A 15,039-nucleotide genomic window follows, 5' to 3' on the forward strand; every position below is an offset into this window, starting at 1 on the left:
AAGAGTGCCGAGACGAACAGGGGGAGCGTTGATGGAAGGCTGGACCAAGTTGGCCGTTATGGCCTTGTCGCAACTGGGGGTGATCCCCTTTGGTCCGGTGCAACGGTCCTCTCCGGCCCCGCTGGTCGACGGCGTGGTGACCCTGGTCATCACCGGCGTGCTGGCGATGCTGGCGGTCATCGGCGCCGTTGGTTTCCTGTGCGCGGCCCTGTGGGCCGGCCTGGAACCGGCCATGGGGCCGATCTGGACGCCCGCCCTGGTGGGGCTGGCCCTGGTCGTCCTGTGCCTGATCCTGCTGCTGGTGATGCGCATGACGCTCAACCGGCGGGAGCCGCCGCCCCCGGCGGTGAACCCGGCGCTGGACCTGGACCCCGAGGTGCTGCTGGCCGAGGCCCAGCGCTTGGTGGTCAAGCACAAGGTGCCGGCCCTGCTGGCCGCAGTGGTGGCCGGACTGGTCCTGGGCAATCCCGGCGCCCGGTCCGTCCACAAGTGATAGCAACAGCAACCCCTAGCCCATGAGGAGGGCCACGATGTCTACCAAACTGCGCGCGCTTGTTCTTTTATCCATGCTGGGCATGGGGGCGCTGGTCAGCGCCTGCCATACGACCGCCGGCGCCGGCCAGGACATTTCCGCGACCGGCGACGCCATCAGCAAGGAGGCCCACAAGGACACGCCGTGACCTTGCTGAGACTGGCCTCTCAAGAAAACACCCGCCGAGGAGTTCCCCGGCGGGTGTTTTGCTGTTGGCATCAACCGTACCGGCGCATGGCCTCCAGCGTCAGGCCCAGCCCGACGGAACCGAACTTGTCGCCCTCCACCACCCGCGCGGCGGGGAGTTCGCGCAGGATGCTGGCCCGGACGTTGGGCAGCAGGGTGGAACCGCCGGTCAGGAACACGGCGTCAATCTTGTCGGGGGCCAGGCCGCTGTCGGCCAGCGCCTTGCGGATCATGCCGGCGATCCCGTCGGTCAGCGGGGTGGTCGCGGCGGCGAAGCCGGGGACGGTGAAGGGCATGACCAGGCCTCGCTCGATGAAGTCGAACGGAATCTCGACCACCAGATCCGCCCCGCCCGGCTGGGCCGCAGTCGCGCTGAGGCGGATCTTGGTGCGCTCCACCGTCATGGCGACGCGGTGACCCAGATGCTCCTCCACCACATGGATCAGGCGCTCGATCAGCTCGGGGCGGGCGGATTCCCGCAGCACCTGGCGCAGTTCAGCCATGACCTTTGGGGCGTAGAGGAAGTTGATCTTGGACCAGGTCGCCAAGTCGTTGAAATAGCTGTTGGGGGCCAGCAGGCCGGCGCGCTTCATGGGCGACTGGTGACCCAGGTGCGGCATGACGCCGTGAAGCGACAGCAGACGGTCGAAATCGGTGCCGCCGATGCGCACGCCGGTGCTGGCCAGGATGTCCTTGCCGCGGTCCGCCATTCGCCGCCGCTCCGGCCCAATGCGCACGATGGAAAAGTCGGAGGTGCCGCCGCCGATGTCGGCGATCAGCGCGATCTCTTCCGCGTTCACCTGGCGCTCATAGTCCAGGGCCGCGGCGATGGGTTCGAACTGGAAGGAGACGTCGGTGTAGCCGATGTCGCGCGCGATTTCCGCCAGCGCGGTCTCCGCCCGCCGGTCGGCCGCGTCGTCGCCATCCACGAAATGCACGGGGCGGCCGTGGACCACCTGGGTCAGGGGGCGGCCGGCCTGCTCTTCGGCCCGGCGCTTGATCTCCCGCAACAAGGTCTTGAGCACGTCGCGGAAGCTGATGCGCCGCCGGTCCAGCTGCGTTTCCATGTCGATCAGGTCGGTGCCCAGCACCGATTTCAGCGACCGCATCAGGCGGCCGTCGGCGCCCTCCGCGTAAATCTGGATCGCGGCGCGGCCGAACTCCTCGCGCTTCGCGGCGAAGTCGAAGAACAGCGCGCTGGGTAGGGTCGTTTCCTCTCCCTCCAGCGGCAGCAGGCGGGCGTGAGGCTCGTGCCCATCAAGGACGTCAACGATGCCCAGGGTGCTGTTCGACGTTCCAAAGTCCAGGCCGCAATAGCCCATGATGCGCGCTCCAACGACGGCCGAAACAATCGGATTTTTAATTGGGGGCGCGGTTTGTAACGGAAATCATTCTGGGCCGCCAGGAAAAAGGGCGGTCACGCCGGCGGGGCCGTCGATTCCCGGACCACCAGGCTATGATCGAACACCTGCTTCAGGTAGTTGCCCACCTGCCCGGCGGTGCGGTTGATGATGAAGCGGGCCGCCGCCGCCCCCATTTCCACCACCGGCTGGCGCACCGTGGTCAGGGGCGGGCAAACGACACTGGCGGCGGGCAGGTCGTCGATGCCGGCGACCGACAGGGCGCTGGGCACGGGGATGCCCATCTTATACGCCACGGACAGGACCGCCATCGCCATGCTGTCGTTGGCGGCGAAAATGGCGGTGGGGCGTTGCTTCTGGCACAGAAGGGCGCGGGCGGCGGGCAGGGCGCTGTCGAAGGTGAACATCCCCGGCTGGATCAGCCGCTCGGGAATGGGGCCGCCGTCGAACAGGGCGTCCCGATAGCCCGCCTCACGCTGGGCGGCGGCGGCGTGCAAGGGGTGGCCCTGGATGAAGCCGATGTCGCGGTGCCCCTGGTCCATGAGGTGGCGCGTCATCTGGAAGGCGGCCTGGTAGTTGTCGATATCCACGCCCCAGCCCCATTTGTCGTCACCGTTGGCATCCAGGGTGGGGGAGATGCGCACGCAGTTGATGCCGCGGTCGGCCAGCAGGGACAATAGCTGCGGGTTGTCGCACAAGGGCGGGATCAGGATGACGCCGTCCACCCGCAACGTGGACACCAGCGTCTCCGTCAGGGCGCTGAAGTCGGACGCCCCCAGATCCACGTATTCCGTCACCAAATGATAGCCGCCGGCGCGACAGGCCTGGATGGCGCCCAACTGCAGTTCGGTGATGTACAACATGGCGTTGTCCGAAACGCCGCCGGGGGAGACCAGCGCGATCAGGAAGCTGCGCGATCCCGACAGGGCCCGGGCCGACAGGCTGGGGGTGTAGTTCAGGGTGCGGGCCGCCTCCATCACCCGGGCACGGGTCTCGGGGCTGGCCTTCGGCTCACCGTTGAGGACACGGGACACCGTCTTGATCGAGACGTTGGCCACGCGGGCGACATCGTAAATGGTGGCCTTGCTCAATGCGCCTCAACTCCAACCAGACTTAATGCCCTAGCACGCCTATCACCGCCGCGTCCGTGGTGCCCTGGACGGCGTCGGGATCATATCACCGGCGTCCTGCAAAGATAGCGCCTGAAAGCCCATGGGCGTGGGGAATGGAAACGGCATGTCGGGATTGGCAGGGCCGAAGAAATCCTCTTGCGCGGTCTTGTTCTCGATGATAACAAAAAGGGGCCAAACAAGGGCCCAATATTTTTTAGGCATCGGGGACAGCGCTGTCATCGCGACCCTGAAAGACCGAAACGACAAGGCGGGGCCCAAACAAACGGGAGAGACAACCATGCGTGACGCACGGGCGTTCAGGCGCGAGGTCAGCCAGTAAGGCGGCCGCCTTTAAACGACCATCATCGGATATGAGCCATCGCGCCGACCCAAGGCGACGGTGAAGGAACGGGTCTCGCCTGGAACCCGAACCATCCCCGTCGGCGGCCCCTGACAGTGGCCCCTGTCAGTGGCCATCGTCGCGGTGCACGCCGCGGTGCGCCCGCTTGTGGCGCCGTCCAGCCCTGAAACCCCGGGGCTGGCGTGGGGATGCTCATGCTCAAGCGAACCCCGAAGAGGCACGACAGAGGCCTCGAGGGTCCGCCACCTGGGGGCTGTCCCCCGCGACGACAACAATAAAGAAGCAGAATTGGGAGAAATGGGAGAAATGCGTACATACGCCCTGTTGGCCGCCACCGCGCTGGCCAGCCTGATCACCGCGCCCGCTCTGGCCCAGACGGCCACCGCGCCCGCTCCGCAGAACGCGCCCCAGGGGGCATCTGCCCAGCAGCAACTGGAAGACATTGTCGTCACCGCCGAGCGGCGTGAGGAAACGACGCAGCGGACCCCCATCGCCATCACCGCCTTTTCCGGCGACACCCTGCAGCAGCGCGGCGTGTCCAGCTCGACCGACCTGAACAACATGGTGCCCGGCTTGGCCGTGGGCAATAACGGCGGTTCCGTCCAGATCGCCATCCGCGGCATCGGCAGCACCAACGACACCGAGGTCGGCGACCCCGCCGTGGCCTTCAACGTCGATGGCGTCTACATGGCCCGCTCCCGCGCCGCCATCGGCGCGCTGTACGACGTCGACCGCATCGAGGTGCTGCGCGGGCCCCAGGGCACGCTGTATGGCCGCAACGCCACCGCCGGCAGCATCAACGTCATCACCAAGCGTCCCAGCGACAAGTTTGAAGGCAACGCCTCGCTGGATTACGGCAACTACAACAGCCTGCAGACGTCCGGCATGCTCAACGTGCCGCTGACCGATACCCTGGCCGTCCGCGCCGCCTTCCAGACCAGCCGCCACGACGGCTATACCAACAACGGCCGCTCCAGTGATTTCAATGACGAGGATACCCAGGCCGGCCGCCTGCAAATCCAGCTGAAGCCCAGCGAGACGTTCAAGGCCCTGCTGTCGCTGGATGTGTTCCACGAGGGTGGCGTGGGCTATGCCAACGGGCCCATCGGCCAGTACGCCAAGTTCGGCTCGCCCTATACCTTCCCCATGTCGGCGGACGGCAGCCTGAACCACACCAACAAGGGCGTGGGGCTGACCACCGATTGGGACCTTGGCTTCGCCACGCTGACCTATGTCGGCAGCTATCGCGAGGATACTGACCGGACCCACGGTGGTTCCACGCAAAGCGGCACCTGCCAGGCGCCATCCGGTCCCTATTGCGCGTCCACCATCTTCCGCTCCGACGAGAACCAGACCTCGCACGAATTGCGGCTGGCCAACAGCGACGGACCGCTGAAGTGGGTGGCGGGCCTCTATTATTTCAAGGAAAACAACGACGTCCTGTTCGCGTTGGACCCCGTTGCCGGCATCACCTCGCTGGCCTTCGTCCAGCCCAAGGTGTCGGAGGAGTCCAAGGCGGCCTTCGCCCAGGCGACCTACAGCCTCACCGACAGCCTGCGGGTGACGGGCGGCCTGCGCTATACCGAGGACGCCAAGGCCCGCACCGGCGCCACCGAGGCCTTCGGCCACATTGTCGGCAACACCTATGTCGGCGGCTCCCCGCTGTATCTCAACGACGCGGATCTGAGCTGGAATTCCACCAACTGGAAGGCTGGCGCCGAATACGACCTGGCGCCCGACAGCATGCTCTACGCCTCGGTCGGCACGGGCTACAAGGCGGGTGGCTATGGTGATGGCCAGCCGCCCAACAACAACCCCTACCAGCCGGAAAAGCTGACCGCCTACGAAGTGGGGCTGAAGAACCAGTTCATGGACAAGAGGCTGCAGTTGAACCTGACGGGCTTCTACTATGACTACCGGGACTTCCAGGTCAGCGCCATCGGCCAGGTTGCGGGCCAGGCGTCCACCGTCACGGTCAACGCCGGCACGGCCGAGGTCTACGGTGTGGAGGTGGAGGGCGCCGCCCTGCTGACCGGCAGCGACCGGGTGGACGGCAGCGTGTCCTACATCCATGCCCGTTACACCGACTTCATCCTGGCCACGGGCGATGTCTTCCACCCCAACAGCGCCGCCGTCTACACCGGCAACCGGCTGGCCAAGTCGCCGGAGTGGACCATCAACCTGGGCTACCAGCACATGTGGGATCTGGCCTCCGGCGCCATGATCACCGCCCGTGTCGACAGCGTTTATGTCGGGGACCAGAACCTGGACTATCGCAACTTCGCCGTCACCGAGCAGAAGGCCTACACCAAGACCAACCTGTCGCTGGCCTATGACGACGCCGACCGCCGCTGGCGGGTCATGGCCTATGTCCGCAACCTGGAGAACAACGCCGTGCTGGTCGTGGCCAACCCCGACACCAACGGGTCCGGCAACCGCCTGGCCGGCTCTGGCGCCTATGCCCCGCCCCGCACCTTCGGCGTGAGGGTCTCGGCCAACTTCTAACCCTTTACCCCGACCCCCGAGGCTATTGCCTCACTCCCCTGGGCGTGCCGCAGGAACCTCCTTCCCCGGCGGCACGCCCCTTTTTCCGGTTCGTTTCCAACCGACGGGATGATGAGACCCATGCCCCTGCCGATCCGCCGCCGCGTTACCGCCCTCCGCCTGGCCACCCCGCGCTTGGCCACCGTGGTGACCCTGAGCGTGCTGCTGGCCACGCCTGTGGCCGTGCCCGCCTGGGGCGCGCCGCCGCAGCCGGTGCTGGGCAGCCGGGTGAAGCCCTTGTTGACGGTGGATGGCCTATCCTTCCGCGACCTGAACGGCAACGGCACGCTGGATCCGTACGAGGATTGGCGCCTGCCGGTCGATACCCGTGTGGCCGACCTCCTGACCCGCATGACGGTCGAGGAAAAGGCCGGCACCCTGTTGCACGGCACCGTGCCGCCGGAGGGCGGCTTCTCCTTCGCCACCATGCGCGGGCCCTACGACTTTACGCTGGCCACCCACATGATCCGCGATCTGGGCATCACGACCCTGATCACGCGCCAGGCGACCCCGCCGGCGCAATTGGCGGAGCAGGACAATGGCCTGCAAGCGGTGGCCGAAGGCGGACGCCTGGGCATTCCGCTGACCCTCAGCACCGACCCGCGCAATCATTTCCAGGTGACGGCGGGCGCCAGCCAGCTGTCGGCCGGCTTCTCGCAATGGCCGGAGCCGCTGGGCCTGGGCGCCATCGGCGACCCCGCCCTGGTGCGCCGCTTCGCCGACATCGCCCGCCAGGAATACCGGGCGGTGGGCATCCACCAAACCCTGTCGCCCCAGGCCGACGTGGCGACGGAGCCGCGCTGGTCCCGCATCAACGGCACCTTTGGCGAGGACCCGGCCCTGGATGGCCGCCTGGTGCAGGCCTATGTCGAGGGCTTCCAGGGGGGCGATGACGGTCCCGGAGCCACTGGCGTTTCGGCGGTGGTGAAGCATTGGGTGGGCTACGGCGCGGCGGCGGAGGGCTTCGACAGCCACAACAGCTATGGCCGCTATTCCCTGGTGCGGCCCGCCCATTTCGACCTGCACGTCCTCCCCTTCAAGGGCGCCTTCGCCGCCCATGTCGCTGGGGTCATGCCCACCTATTCCATCCTGAAAGAGATGGTGGTGGACGGTAAGCCGGTGGAGCAGGTGGGCGCGGGCTTCAACCACTGGCTCCTGACCGACCTGTTGCGCGGCACCTATGGCTTCCAGGGCGTCATCCTGTCCGACTGGGCCATCGCCAACGACTGCAACGCGGTTTGCCGCAACGGCTTCCCAGCGGGGGAACGGCCCAGCTTCAAGGACTTCTCCACCGCCTGGGGTGTCGAGGATCTGTCCACCCCGGCCCGTTTCGCCAAGGGGCTGGAGGCCGGCCTGGACCAGTTCGGCGGCGTGGACGATCCGGCCCCCCTGTTGGCCGCCGTGAAGCAAGGCCTGGTGACGGAGGCGCGGCTGGACCAGTCGGTGCGCCGCATCCTGGCGCTCAAGTTCCGTCAGGGGCTGTTCGAGAACCCGTATGTGGACGCCCAGGCCGCCGCCAAGGTGGTGGGCACCCCGCAGTTCCTGGCCGAGGGGCTGGCCGCGCAATCCCGGTCCATGGTCCTGCTGGAGGCGGGCAAGGGCCCCGTGCCACTCACCGGCCGCAAGGTTTTCCTGCGCGGCGTCTCGCCCGAGGCCGCCAAGGCCGCCGGCCTGGTGGTGGTGGACGACCTGAAGAAGGCGGAGGTCGCGATCTTGCGCTTGTCCGCGCCCTTCCAGACCCTGCACCCCAACTACACCTTCGGCAGCCTGCAGCACGAGGGTGACCTGGGCTTCCACGACGGCAACGCGGATTATGAGGCGCTGAAGGCCGTGGCCGCCGCCAAGGTGCCGGCGGTGGTCAGCGTCTATCTGGACCGGCCGGCCATCCTGACCAACATCCGTGACAAGGCCGCTCGCCTGTACGTTGATTTCGGCGTCAGCGACCAGGCCTTCCTGGACGTGGTGACGGGCAAGGCGCTGGCCCAGGGGCGCCTGCCGTTCGAACTGCCGCGCAGCATGGCGGCGGTGGCCGCCCAGGCGTCGGACGTGCCGTATGACAGCACGGATCCGCTGTATCGCCTGGGGGCTGGCGGCGCCAAGGCGGGGCAGCGGTGATGATGAACCGGCGGGAGTTGGTGGCCGCCGCCGGTGCCGCCACGGTCGTTGCCGGCAGCCGCTTGGCCCTGGCCGCCGGGACGGGCGGGATCGAATGGCGATGCACCACCCAGACGGCGGCCTGGGTATCGCTCCCGGGTGCTGAATGGGCCGCCGCCGGGTCCGATCCCTTTGGCCGGGACGTCGAGGTTCGGCTGGATCGTCCGCAGCAGACCATGGTGGGGTTCGGCGGCGCCTTCAGCGAGAAGGGCTGGGAGGCGCTGCGGACCTTGCCTGAGGCCCAGCGGGCCGCCGTCCTCGATGCCCTGTTCGCGCCAGGGGAGGGCCCGGAGGCGGGGCTGTGCTTCACCCTCTGCCGCACGCCGATGGGCGCCAACGACATCGCCCGGGGCTGGTACAGCTATGACGAGGTGGACGGCGACTTCGCGCTCGACCATTTCAGCGTCGCCAATGACCACGAGACGCTGATCCCCTTCATCCGCGAGGCGCGGGCCCGCCAGCCGGACCTGCGGCTGTGGGCGTCGCCGTGGAGCCCGCCCACCTGGATGAAGACCAACCGTCATTACGCCATGACGCCCGCCTGGCCGGGGCAGCCAGCCAACGGCCTGAAGCCGGATCAGGTTGGCAAGGAAGGCCAGGACTACTTCATCCAGGACGACCGCTATTTCGACGCCTACGCCCGCTATTTCCGGCGGTATGTCGAGGCTTATGCCGAGGCTGGCATCCCCATCGGCACGGTGATGCCCCAGAACGAGTTCAACTCCGCCCAGCCTTTCCCCAGCTGCTGTTGGACGCCCGCCGGCCTGGCCCGCTTCCTACCCCATCTGGGGCGGGAGATGGAGAAGGTGGGCGTCACCCTCTATTTCGGCACCTTGGAACGGGCCAACGCCGACCTGCTGAGCCGGGTGATGCGCGACCCGGCCGCCGGCCCGCTGATCCGGGGCGTGGGGGTGCAGTGGGCCGGCAAGGGGGCGCTGCCCATCATCGGTGACCGCCATCCCGACCTGGCCATCTGGGGATCGGAGCAGGAATGCGGCACCGGCACCAACGATTGGCATTACGCCCGCTATGGCTGGGACCTGATGAAGCGCTATCTGCTGAACGGGGCCAGCGCCTGGCAATATTGGAACATGGTTATGCCCACGGGCGGGATGAGCGGGTGGGGCTGGCCCCAGAACGCCCTGGTGACCGTGGATGGCCCGTCCGGCAAGGTGCGCTTCAACCCTGATTTCCAGGTGCTGAGACACCTCAGCCACCCGGTGCGGCCCGGCGCGCGCCTGTTGCCGGCGGAAAGCTTCACGGGGTTTGAGAACCAACTGGCCTTCCGCAACCCGGATGGCGGGGTGGTCATCGTCGTCCAGAACGAGATGGCGGCCCCCCAGCTCATCCGCGTCAAGGTGGGGGACCGTCTGTTGACGGCCCGCCTGCCGGCCGACAGCTTCAACACCTTCGTCGTTCCGGGGAGGTTGTTATGAAGATTCTGTCGCTTGTCCTGCTCGTCGCCCTGGTGCCTTGGACGGCCCATGCAGCGCCCAAGCCCCGCGTCTTCGTCCTGACGGACATCGCCAACGAGCCGGATGACGAGGAATCCTTCGTCCGCTTCTTGCTGTACACCGATCAGATGGATGTGGCCGGCGTGGCCGCCACCACCTCCACCTGGCTTCGGGACCAGGTGCATCCAGAACGGCTGCGGGAACGCATCGCCGCCTATGGCCAGGTGTTGCCCAACCTGCGCGCCCACGACCCGGCCTATCCCGAGGCGGCCGCGCTGATGGCCCGCGTCACCGCGGGGCCGGCGGTCTACGGCTTGGCGGGCGTGGGCGAGGGGCACGACAGCGCCGCGTCCACCGCGCTGATCGCGGCCGTGGACGATCCCGATCCCCGGCCCCTGTGGGTCACCATCTGGGGTGGCGCCAACGTGCTGGCCCAGGCCCTGTACCATGTGGGCGCCACCCGCACGCCCGATCAGGTGGCGGCCTTCGTTTCGCGGCTGCGGGTCTATGCCATTTCCGACCAGGATGACAGCGGCCCCTGGATCAGGACGCGGCATCCCGGGCTGTTCTGGATCGGCAGCATCCATGCCTTCAGCCACTACTCCACCGCCACCTGGACCGGCATCTCGGGCGAAGGCTTCTACCAATTCCCCGGCCCGGATGGCGCCTCCGTCTCCCATGAATGGCTGGACGCCCATATCCGCAAGGGCCCCTTGGGCGGCCTTTATCCCCAGTGGAAATACATCATGGAGGGCGACACCCCGTCCTTCCTGTACCTGGTCGCCAACGGGCTGAACGTGCCGGACCACCCCGATTACGGCGGCTGGGGTGGCCGGTACGGCCTGGCCGCCGATGGGCTGGGCCTGCATACCGATGTCGTCGACACGGCCATCGGCGCCGATGGCCAGCCCCACCGTAGCGCCCAGGCCACGATCTGGCGCTGGCGCCAAGCCTACCAGAACGATTTCGCCGCCCGCATCGGCTGGACCCTGACAGCGGATCGCGCCCAGGCGTCCCATCCGCCGCGGGTGGTGGTCAACGGGCAGGCGGGCGACGATCCCATCGCGGTGACGCTGAAGCCTGGGGCCAGCCTGACCCTGGATGCCGGCGCCTCGGTCAACCCCGATGGCGGTCCGCTGACCTTCCGCTGGTGGCAGTACAAGGAACCCAGCACCTGGCAGGACGCCCTGGTGGTGGTGCCGGAACTGGCCATCCAGGGGGCGGATGGGCCCAAGGCCGTCATCACCGCGCCCACGGCGCCGCCCCTGCTGCCAGGGCCGCAGCGCCTGCACCTGATCCTGGAAGTGACCGGCGGCGGCACGCTGCCGCTGACCCGCTATCGCCGCGTCATCGTCGACGTGCCGCCCGCATGACCTTTTCTTCTTCCTTAAGCACAACAACCTGACGGAAACGCACCTCATGACCGCACGCACCCGCTCCTTGCTGATGGGCACGGCCCTGTCGCTTTCCCTCGCCACCGCCGCGCTGGCCGCCGATGGCGCCCGGCCGTGGATGGACACCAAGCTGTCGCCGGATCAGCGCGCGGACCTGTTGAATAAGGAACTGACGCTCGATGAGCGCATCGGCCTGGTGCATGGGCCCATGGCCATGCCTTTCCTGGGCGCCAAGCTGCCCGAGGGGGCCATCGGCTCCGCCGGCTACATTCCCGGCGTGCCGCGCCTGGGCATCCCGGCCTTGCAGGAAAGCGACGCCAGCCTGGGGGTCGCCAACCCCATGAACGTGCGCCCGGGCGACCCGTCCACGGCCCTGCCGTCCGGCCTGTCGCTCGCGGCCACCTGGAACCCCGATACCGCCTACAAGGGCGGGGCCATGATCGGCAAGGAGGCGCACGCCAAGGGCCTGAACGTCCTGCTGGCCGGTGGCGTCAACCTGGCGCGCGATCCGCGCAACGGCCGCAACTTCGAATATCTCGGCGAGGACCCACTGCTGGCTGGCATCCTGGGCGGTGAGTCCATCCGCGGCATCCAGGACCAGAACGTCGTTTCCACCATCAAGCACTTCGCGGTGAACGACCAGGAAACCCAGCGCATGACCCTGGACGTCAAGATCGGCGAGGCGGCCGCCCGCGAAAGCGACCTGCTGGCCTTCCAGATCGCCATCGAGAAGGGCAAGCCCGGCTCCGTCATGTGCGCCTACAACAAGGTCAACGGCGCCTATGCCTGCGACAACCCCTTCCTGCTGAACAAGGTGCTGAAGACCGACTGGGCCTATCCCGGCTGGGTCATGTCCGACTGGGGGGCCGTCCATGGCGTCGAAGCGGCCGTGAACGGCCTGGACCAGGAATTGGGGGAGCAGATCGACGTCATGCTGAGCCCTGCTGGCAAGGTCTGGTTCAATGAGCCGCTGAAGGCCGCCGTCCAGGATAAGACCGTGCCGGCGGAGCGCCTGTCCGACATGACGCGGCGCATCCTGCGCTCCATGTTCGCGGCCGGGCTGTTCGACAACCCGGCGGCCAAGGCGCCCATCGATTTCGACGCCCACGCCCAGGTCACCAAGGCCGCCGGGACGGAGGGCATCGTCCTGCTGAAGAACAAGGCCGACCTTCTGCCGCTGGCGGCGAAAGGCAAGACCATCACGGTCATCGGTGGCTTCGCCAATGTCGGTGTGCTGTCGGGTGGCGGGTCGTCGCAGGTGGTGTCCGATGCCGGCCCCGGCGCCAGCATCCCCCTGGGCGGCGACGGCATGATGGGCGCCTTCCGCACCGTGGTCTATCACGCGTCCTCCCCCCTGAAGGCTATCCGCGCCAAGGCGGGGGAGAAACAGGTACGCTACACCGATGGCGCCTATCCGGCGGAGGCCGCGGCCCTGGCCAAGAGCACCGACGTCGCCGTCGTCTTCGCCACCCAGTGGATGAGCGAGGGCGCCGACGCGCCGGACCTCAGCCTGCCCAATGGCCAGGACGCCCTGATCGCCGCCGTTGCCGCCGCCAACCCCAACACCATCGTGGTGCTGGAGACGGGCGGGCCGGTGCATATGCCCTGGCTGGACAAGGTGGCGGGCGTGGTGGAGGCCTGGTATCCCGGCAGCCGGGGTGGTGAGGCCATCGCCGACATCCTGTTCGGCGACGCCAACCCGTCCGGCCGCCTGCCCATCACCTTCCCGGCGAGCGACGCCCAGTTGCTGCGCAGGGACATTCCTGGTGCCGACAAGCCGGAGTTCAGCCCGGCCGAGATCACCTATACCGAGGGCGCCGACGTCGGCTATCGCCACTATGCCAAGACGGGGGCCAAGCCCCTGTTCCCCTTCGGCTACGGTCTCAGCTACAGCCACTTCGCCTACAGCGATGTGAAGGTCACGGGCGGTGACACGCTGACCGTCAGCTTCGAGGTGGCCAACACCGGCAAGCGCCCGGGCCAGGACGTGCCCCAGGTCTATCTGACCAATGCCGCCGGCACCAAGACGCAACGGCTGATCGGCTGGTCCAAGGTGTCGCTGGCCCCCGGCGAGAAAAAGCGCGTGACCGTCACCGCCGATACCCGCCTGCTGGGCAGCTTCGACGAGGGCGCCCATGCCTGGCAGGTGAAGGCTGGCGAGTATCAGGTGGCCGTCGGCGCATCGGCCACGGACCTGACGCTGAAGGGCGGTGCGGCGGTGACCGCGTCCACACGGCGGCCATAAGCCTTCCTGGAACCTTGGGTTGCCGCCGGTGCCGGCTATTGCTGGCACTGGCGGTACTGATCCTGACGAGGGGAATGTGATGTTGAAGATGATGAGGCGGTTGATGGGCGGCGCCGCGCTGGCGCTGCTGCTGGCCGGGCCCGCCCTGGCGGCCGAGGCGCCGGTGGCCCAGGTGGAACAGGGCAAGGTGTCGGGCGTCGTCACGGAGGGGGTCGCGGCGTTCAAGGGTATTCCTTTCGCCGCCCCGCCGGTGGGCCCCCTGCGCTGGCGCCCGCCCCAGCCCGCCGCCGCCTGGACCGGCGTGCGCTCCGGCGCGCAATACGGCGCCGATTGCATGCAAAAGCCCTTGCCGGGCGACGCGGCCCCGCTGGGCGTGCCCCCGGCGGAGGATTGCCTGTACCTGAACGTCTGGGCGCCGGCGGACACGGCCGCCAAGCCGGCGGCCAAGCGCCCGGTGATGGTGTGGATTTATGGCGGCGGCTTCGTCAACGGCGGCAGTTCGCCCGCCGTCTATGACGGGTCCAACTTCGCCCGTGACGGCGTGGTGCTGGTCAGCTTCAATTACCGCGTCGGCCGCTTCGGCTTCTTCGCCCACCCCGCCTTGACGGCGGAGGCGGGCCAGGGCCCCACCGGCAACTTCGGCTATCTCGACCAGTTGGCCGCCCTGCATTGGGTGAAGCGCAACATCGCCGCTTTTGGCGGCGACCCCGACAACGTCACCGTCTTCGGCGAATCCGCTGGCGGTGTCTCGGTGCACATGCTGCTGACCTCGCCCTTGGCCAAGGGCTTGTTCAACCGGGGCATCATCCAGTCGGGTGCGGGGCGTGAGCGCCTGTTGCCGACCCCGCCCGTGCATGCGGAGGGCGACGCGCCGTCGGGTGAAAAGGCGGGTGTGGCCTATGCCGTCCAGCACGGCATCAGCGACACCGGCGCTTCCGGCCTGGCGGCGCTGCGGGCCTTGCCGGCTGATACCGTGGTGGATGGCCTCAACATGGCCACCATGAACACCCCGACCTATGCCGGCCCCATGGTCGATGGCGCGGTGGTGCAGTATGCCGCCCCGGTCCTGGCCTATGCGGCCGGGAAGGGGGCCGATGTTCCGGTGATGGTGGGTGCCACCGGGGCCGATGGCTTCTTCTTCGGCGGAACGCTGGACAGCGTCCTGGCCCCCTTCGGTGCCGAGCGCGACCAGGCCCTGGCGTTGCTGGACCCGGACGGCACGCGCGACGTGAAGCTGATCGGTCACCGCGCCGCCGGTGCCGCCATGTTCATCGAGCCCGCGCGCTACACCGCCCGCCTGCTGTCGGCCCATAAGTCGCCCGTGTATCTTTTCCGCTATTCCTACGTGGCGGAGAGCATGCGCAAGGAATGGTGGGGCACCCCGCACGCGACGGAAATCCCCTTCGTCTTCGATACCGTCAAGGCGCGTTACGGTGACGCCCTGACGGCTGACGATGCCGCCGCCGCCAAGGCCGCGCACGCCTATTGGGTCGCCTTCGCCAAGACCGGCAAGCCCGATCCGGCGGGCTTGCCCGCCTGGGCCCCCTTCAAGGCGGGCAAGGACGAACGTCTGATGGAGTTCGGCCTCAAGGGGCCGGTGCTGGAGGATGATCCGCTCAAGGCGCGGCTGGACCTGGTGGAAAAGGTCGCTGAACAAAAGAGCAAATGATCATTGTGCGTTGCGAAAAATTTCTTT

The 15,039-nt window shown here is 67.8% G+C and carries 11 protein-coding genes; 8 read left to right on the forward strand and 3 right to left on the reverse strand.

From position 1 onward, the window contains the following. Positions 1 to 31: 31 nt before the first annotated feature. Together ULB03_RS14450 and ULB03_RS14455 are read left to right on the forward strand one after the other, a co-directional pair. The gene (locus ULB03_RS14450; RefSeq protein WP_322483846.1) at positions 32 to 493 is read left to right on the forward strand and encodes a hypothetical protein; all 462 of its coding nucleotides are present in this window, start codon (positions 32 to 34) and stop codon (positions 491 to 493) included. 37 nt (positions 494 to 530) lie between these two features. Beyond that, a complete protein-coding gene (locus ULB03_RS14455; protein WP_322483847.1) occupies positions 531 to 680 on the forward strand; it encodes an entericidin A/B family lipoprotein in 150 nt (49 codons plus the stop codon). A 70-nt stretch (positions 681 to 750) separates the two neighbouring features. On the opposite strand, the gene ULB03_RS14460 is transcribed toward ULB03_RS14455, so the two are convergent. From ULB03_RS14460 to ULB03_RS14470, 3 genes are all read right to left on the reverse strand, one after another. Further along, positions 751 to 2,040, reverse strand: coding sequence for an Hsp70 family protein (locus ULB03_RS14460; protein WP_322483848.1), 1,290 nt, complete (start codon positions 2,038 to 2,040; stop codon positions 751 to 753). A gap of 95 nt (positions 2,041 to 2,135) precedes the next feature. Then, entirely contained in the window at positions 2,136 to 3,170 is a 1,035-nt protein-coding gene (locus ULB03_RS14465; RefSeq protein WP_322483849.1) for a LacI family DNA-binding transcriptional regulator, read from the reverse strand. Positions 3,171 to 3,212: 42 nt separating this feature from the next. Next, positions 3,213 to 3,431, reverse strand: a complete 219-nt coding sequence (locus ULB03_RS14470) for a hypothetical protein (protein WP_322483850.1) — start codon at positions 3,429 to 3,431, stop codon at positions 3,213 to 3,215. Positions 3,432 to 3,858: 427 nt separating this feature from the next. Here ULB03_RS14470 and ULB03_RS14475 point away from each other — a divergent pair, with 427 nt between their 5' ends. The 6 genes from ULB03_RS14475 to ULB03_RS14500 all read left to right on the forward strand — a co-directional run bounded on the left by ULB03_RS14475 (position 3,859) and on the right by ULB03_RS14500 (position 15,012). Beyond that, on the forward strand, positions 3,859 to 6,057 hold the full coding sequence (locus tag ULB03_RS14475; protein ID WP_322483851.1) for a TonB-dependent receptor: 2,199 nt from the start codon (positions 3,859 to 3,861) through the stop codon (positions 6,055 to 6,057). A 120-nt stretch (positions 6,058 to 6,177) separates the two neighbouring features. After that, positions 6,178 to 8,211 (forward strand): glycoside hydrolase family 3 protein, encoded by a 2,034-nt coding sequence (locus tag ULB03_RS14480; RefSeq protein ID WP_322483852.1) that lies wholly within the window; start codon positions 6,178 to 6,180, stop codon positions 8,209 to 8,211. Continuing rightward, entirely contained in the window at positions 8,211 to 9,686 is a 1,476-nt protein-coding gene (locus tag ULB03_RS14485) for a glycoside hydrolase family 30 protein (protein WP_322483853.1), read from the forward strand. The genes ULB03_RS14480 and ULB03_RS14485 overlap by 1 nt, the downstream gene beginning before the upstream one ends. Beyond that, a complete protein-coding gene (locus ULB03_RS14490; protein ID WP_322483854.1) occupies positions 9,683 to 11,077 on the forward strand; it encodes a DUF1593 domain-containing protein in 1,395 nt (464 codons plus the stop codon). Before ULB03_RS14485 ends, ULB03_RS14490 begins: the two co-directional genes overlap by 4 nt. A 46-nt stretch (positions 11,078 to 11,123) precedes the next feature. Then, the gene (locus ULB03_RS14495; RefSeq protein WP_322483855.1) at positions 11,124 to 13,343 is read left to right on the forward strand and encodes a beta-glucosidase; all 2,220 of its coding nucleotides are present in this window, start codon (positions 11,124 to 11,126) and stop codon (positions 13,341 to 13,343) included. 79 nt (positions 13,344 to 13,422) lie between these two features. Next, positions 13,423 to 15,012 carry a carboxylesterase/lipase family protein gene (locus tag ULB03_RS14500; RefSeq protein WP_322483856.1) on the forward strand — a complete coding sequence of 530 codons (1,590 nt, stop codon included), beginning with the start codon at positions 13,423 to 13,425 and terminating at the stop codon, positions 15,010 to 15,012. Positions 15,013 to 15,039: the final 27 nt, after the last annotated feature.

It is taken from the genome of Nitrospirillum goiasense, from assembly GCF_034427435.1.
Classification (GTDB): domain Bacteria; phylum Pseudomonadota; class Alphaproteobacteria; order Azospirillales; family Azospirillaceae; genus Nitrospirillum.

What these genes read in the sequence shown, in the direction of transcription:
- ULB03_RS14495 (WP_322483855.1), top strand. Translation starts at nt 11,124, where the DNA reads ATGACCGCACGCACCCGCTCCTTGCTGATGGGCACGGCCCTGTCGCTT.
- ULB03_RS14475 (WP_322483851.1), top strand. Translation starts at nt 3,859, where the DNA reads ATGCGTACATACGCCCTGTTGGCCGCCACCGCGCTGGCCAGCCTGATC.
- ULB03_RS14455 (WP_322483847.1), top strand. Translation starts at nt 531, where the DNA reads ATGTCTACCAAACTGCGCGCGCTTGTTCTTTTATCCATGCTGGGCATG.
- ULB03_RS14460 (WP_322483848.1), bottom strand. Translation starts at nt 2,040, where the DNA reads ATGGGCTATTGCGGCCTGGACTTTGGAACGTCGAACAGCACCCTGGGC.
- ULB03_RS14480 (WP_322483852.1), top strand. Translation starts at nt 6,178, where the DNA reads ATGCCCCTGCCGATCCGCCGCCGCGTTACCGCCCTCCGCCTGGCCACC.
- ULB03_RS14490 (WP_322483854.1), top strand. Translation starts at nt 9,683, where the DNA reads ATGAAGATTCTGTCGCTTGTCCTGCTCGTCGCCCTGGTGCCTTGGACG.
- ULB03_RS14470 (WP_322483850.1), bottom strand. Translation starts at nt 3,431, where the DNA reads ATGACAGCGCTGTCCCCGATGCCTAAAAAATATTGGGCCCTTGTTTGG.
- ULB03_RS14485 (WP_322483853.1), top strand. Translation starts at nt 8,211, where the DNA reads ATGATGAACCGGCGGGAGTTGGTGGCCGCCGCCGGTGCCGCCACGGTC.
- ULB03_RS14500 (WP_322483856.1), top strand. Translation starts at nt 13,423, where the DNA reads ATGTTGAAGATGATGAGGCGGTTGATGGGCGGCGCCGCGCTGGCGCTG.
- ULB03_RS14450 (WP_322483846.1), top strand. Translation starts at nt 32, where the DNA reads ATGGAAGGCTGGACCAAGTTGGCCGTTATGGCCTTGTCGCAACTGGGG.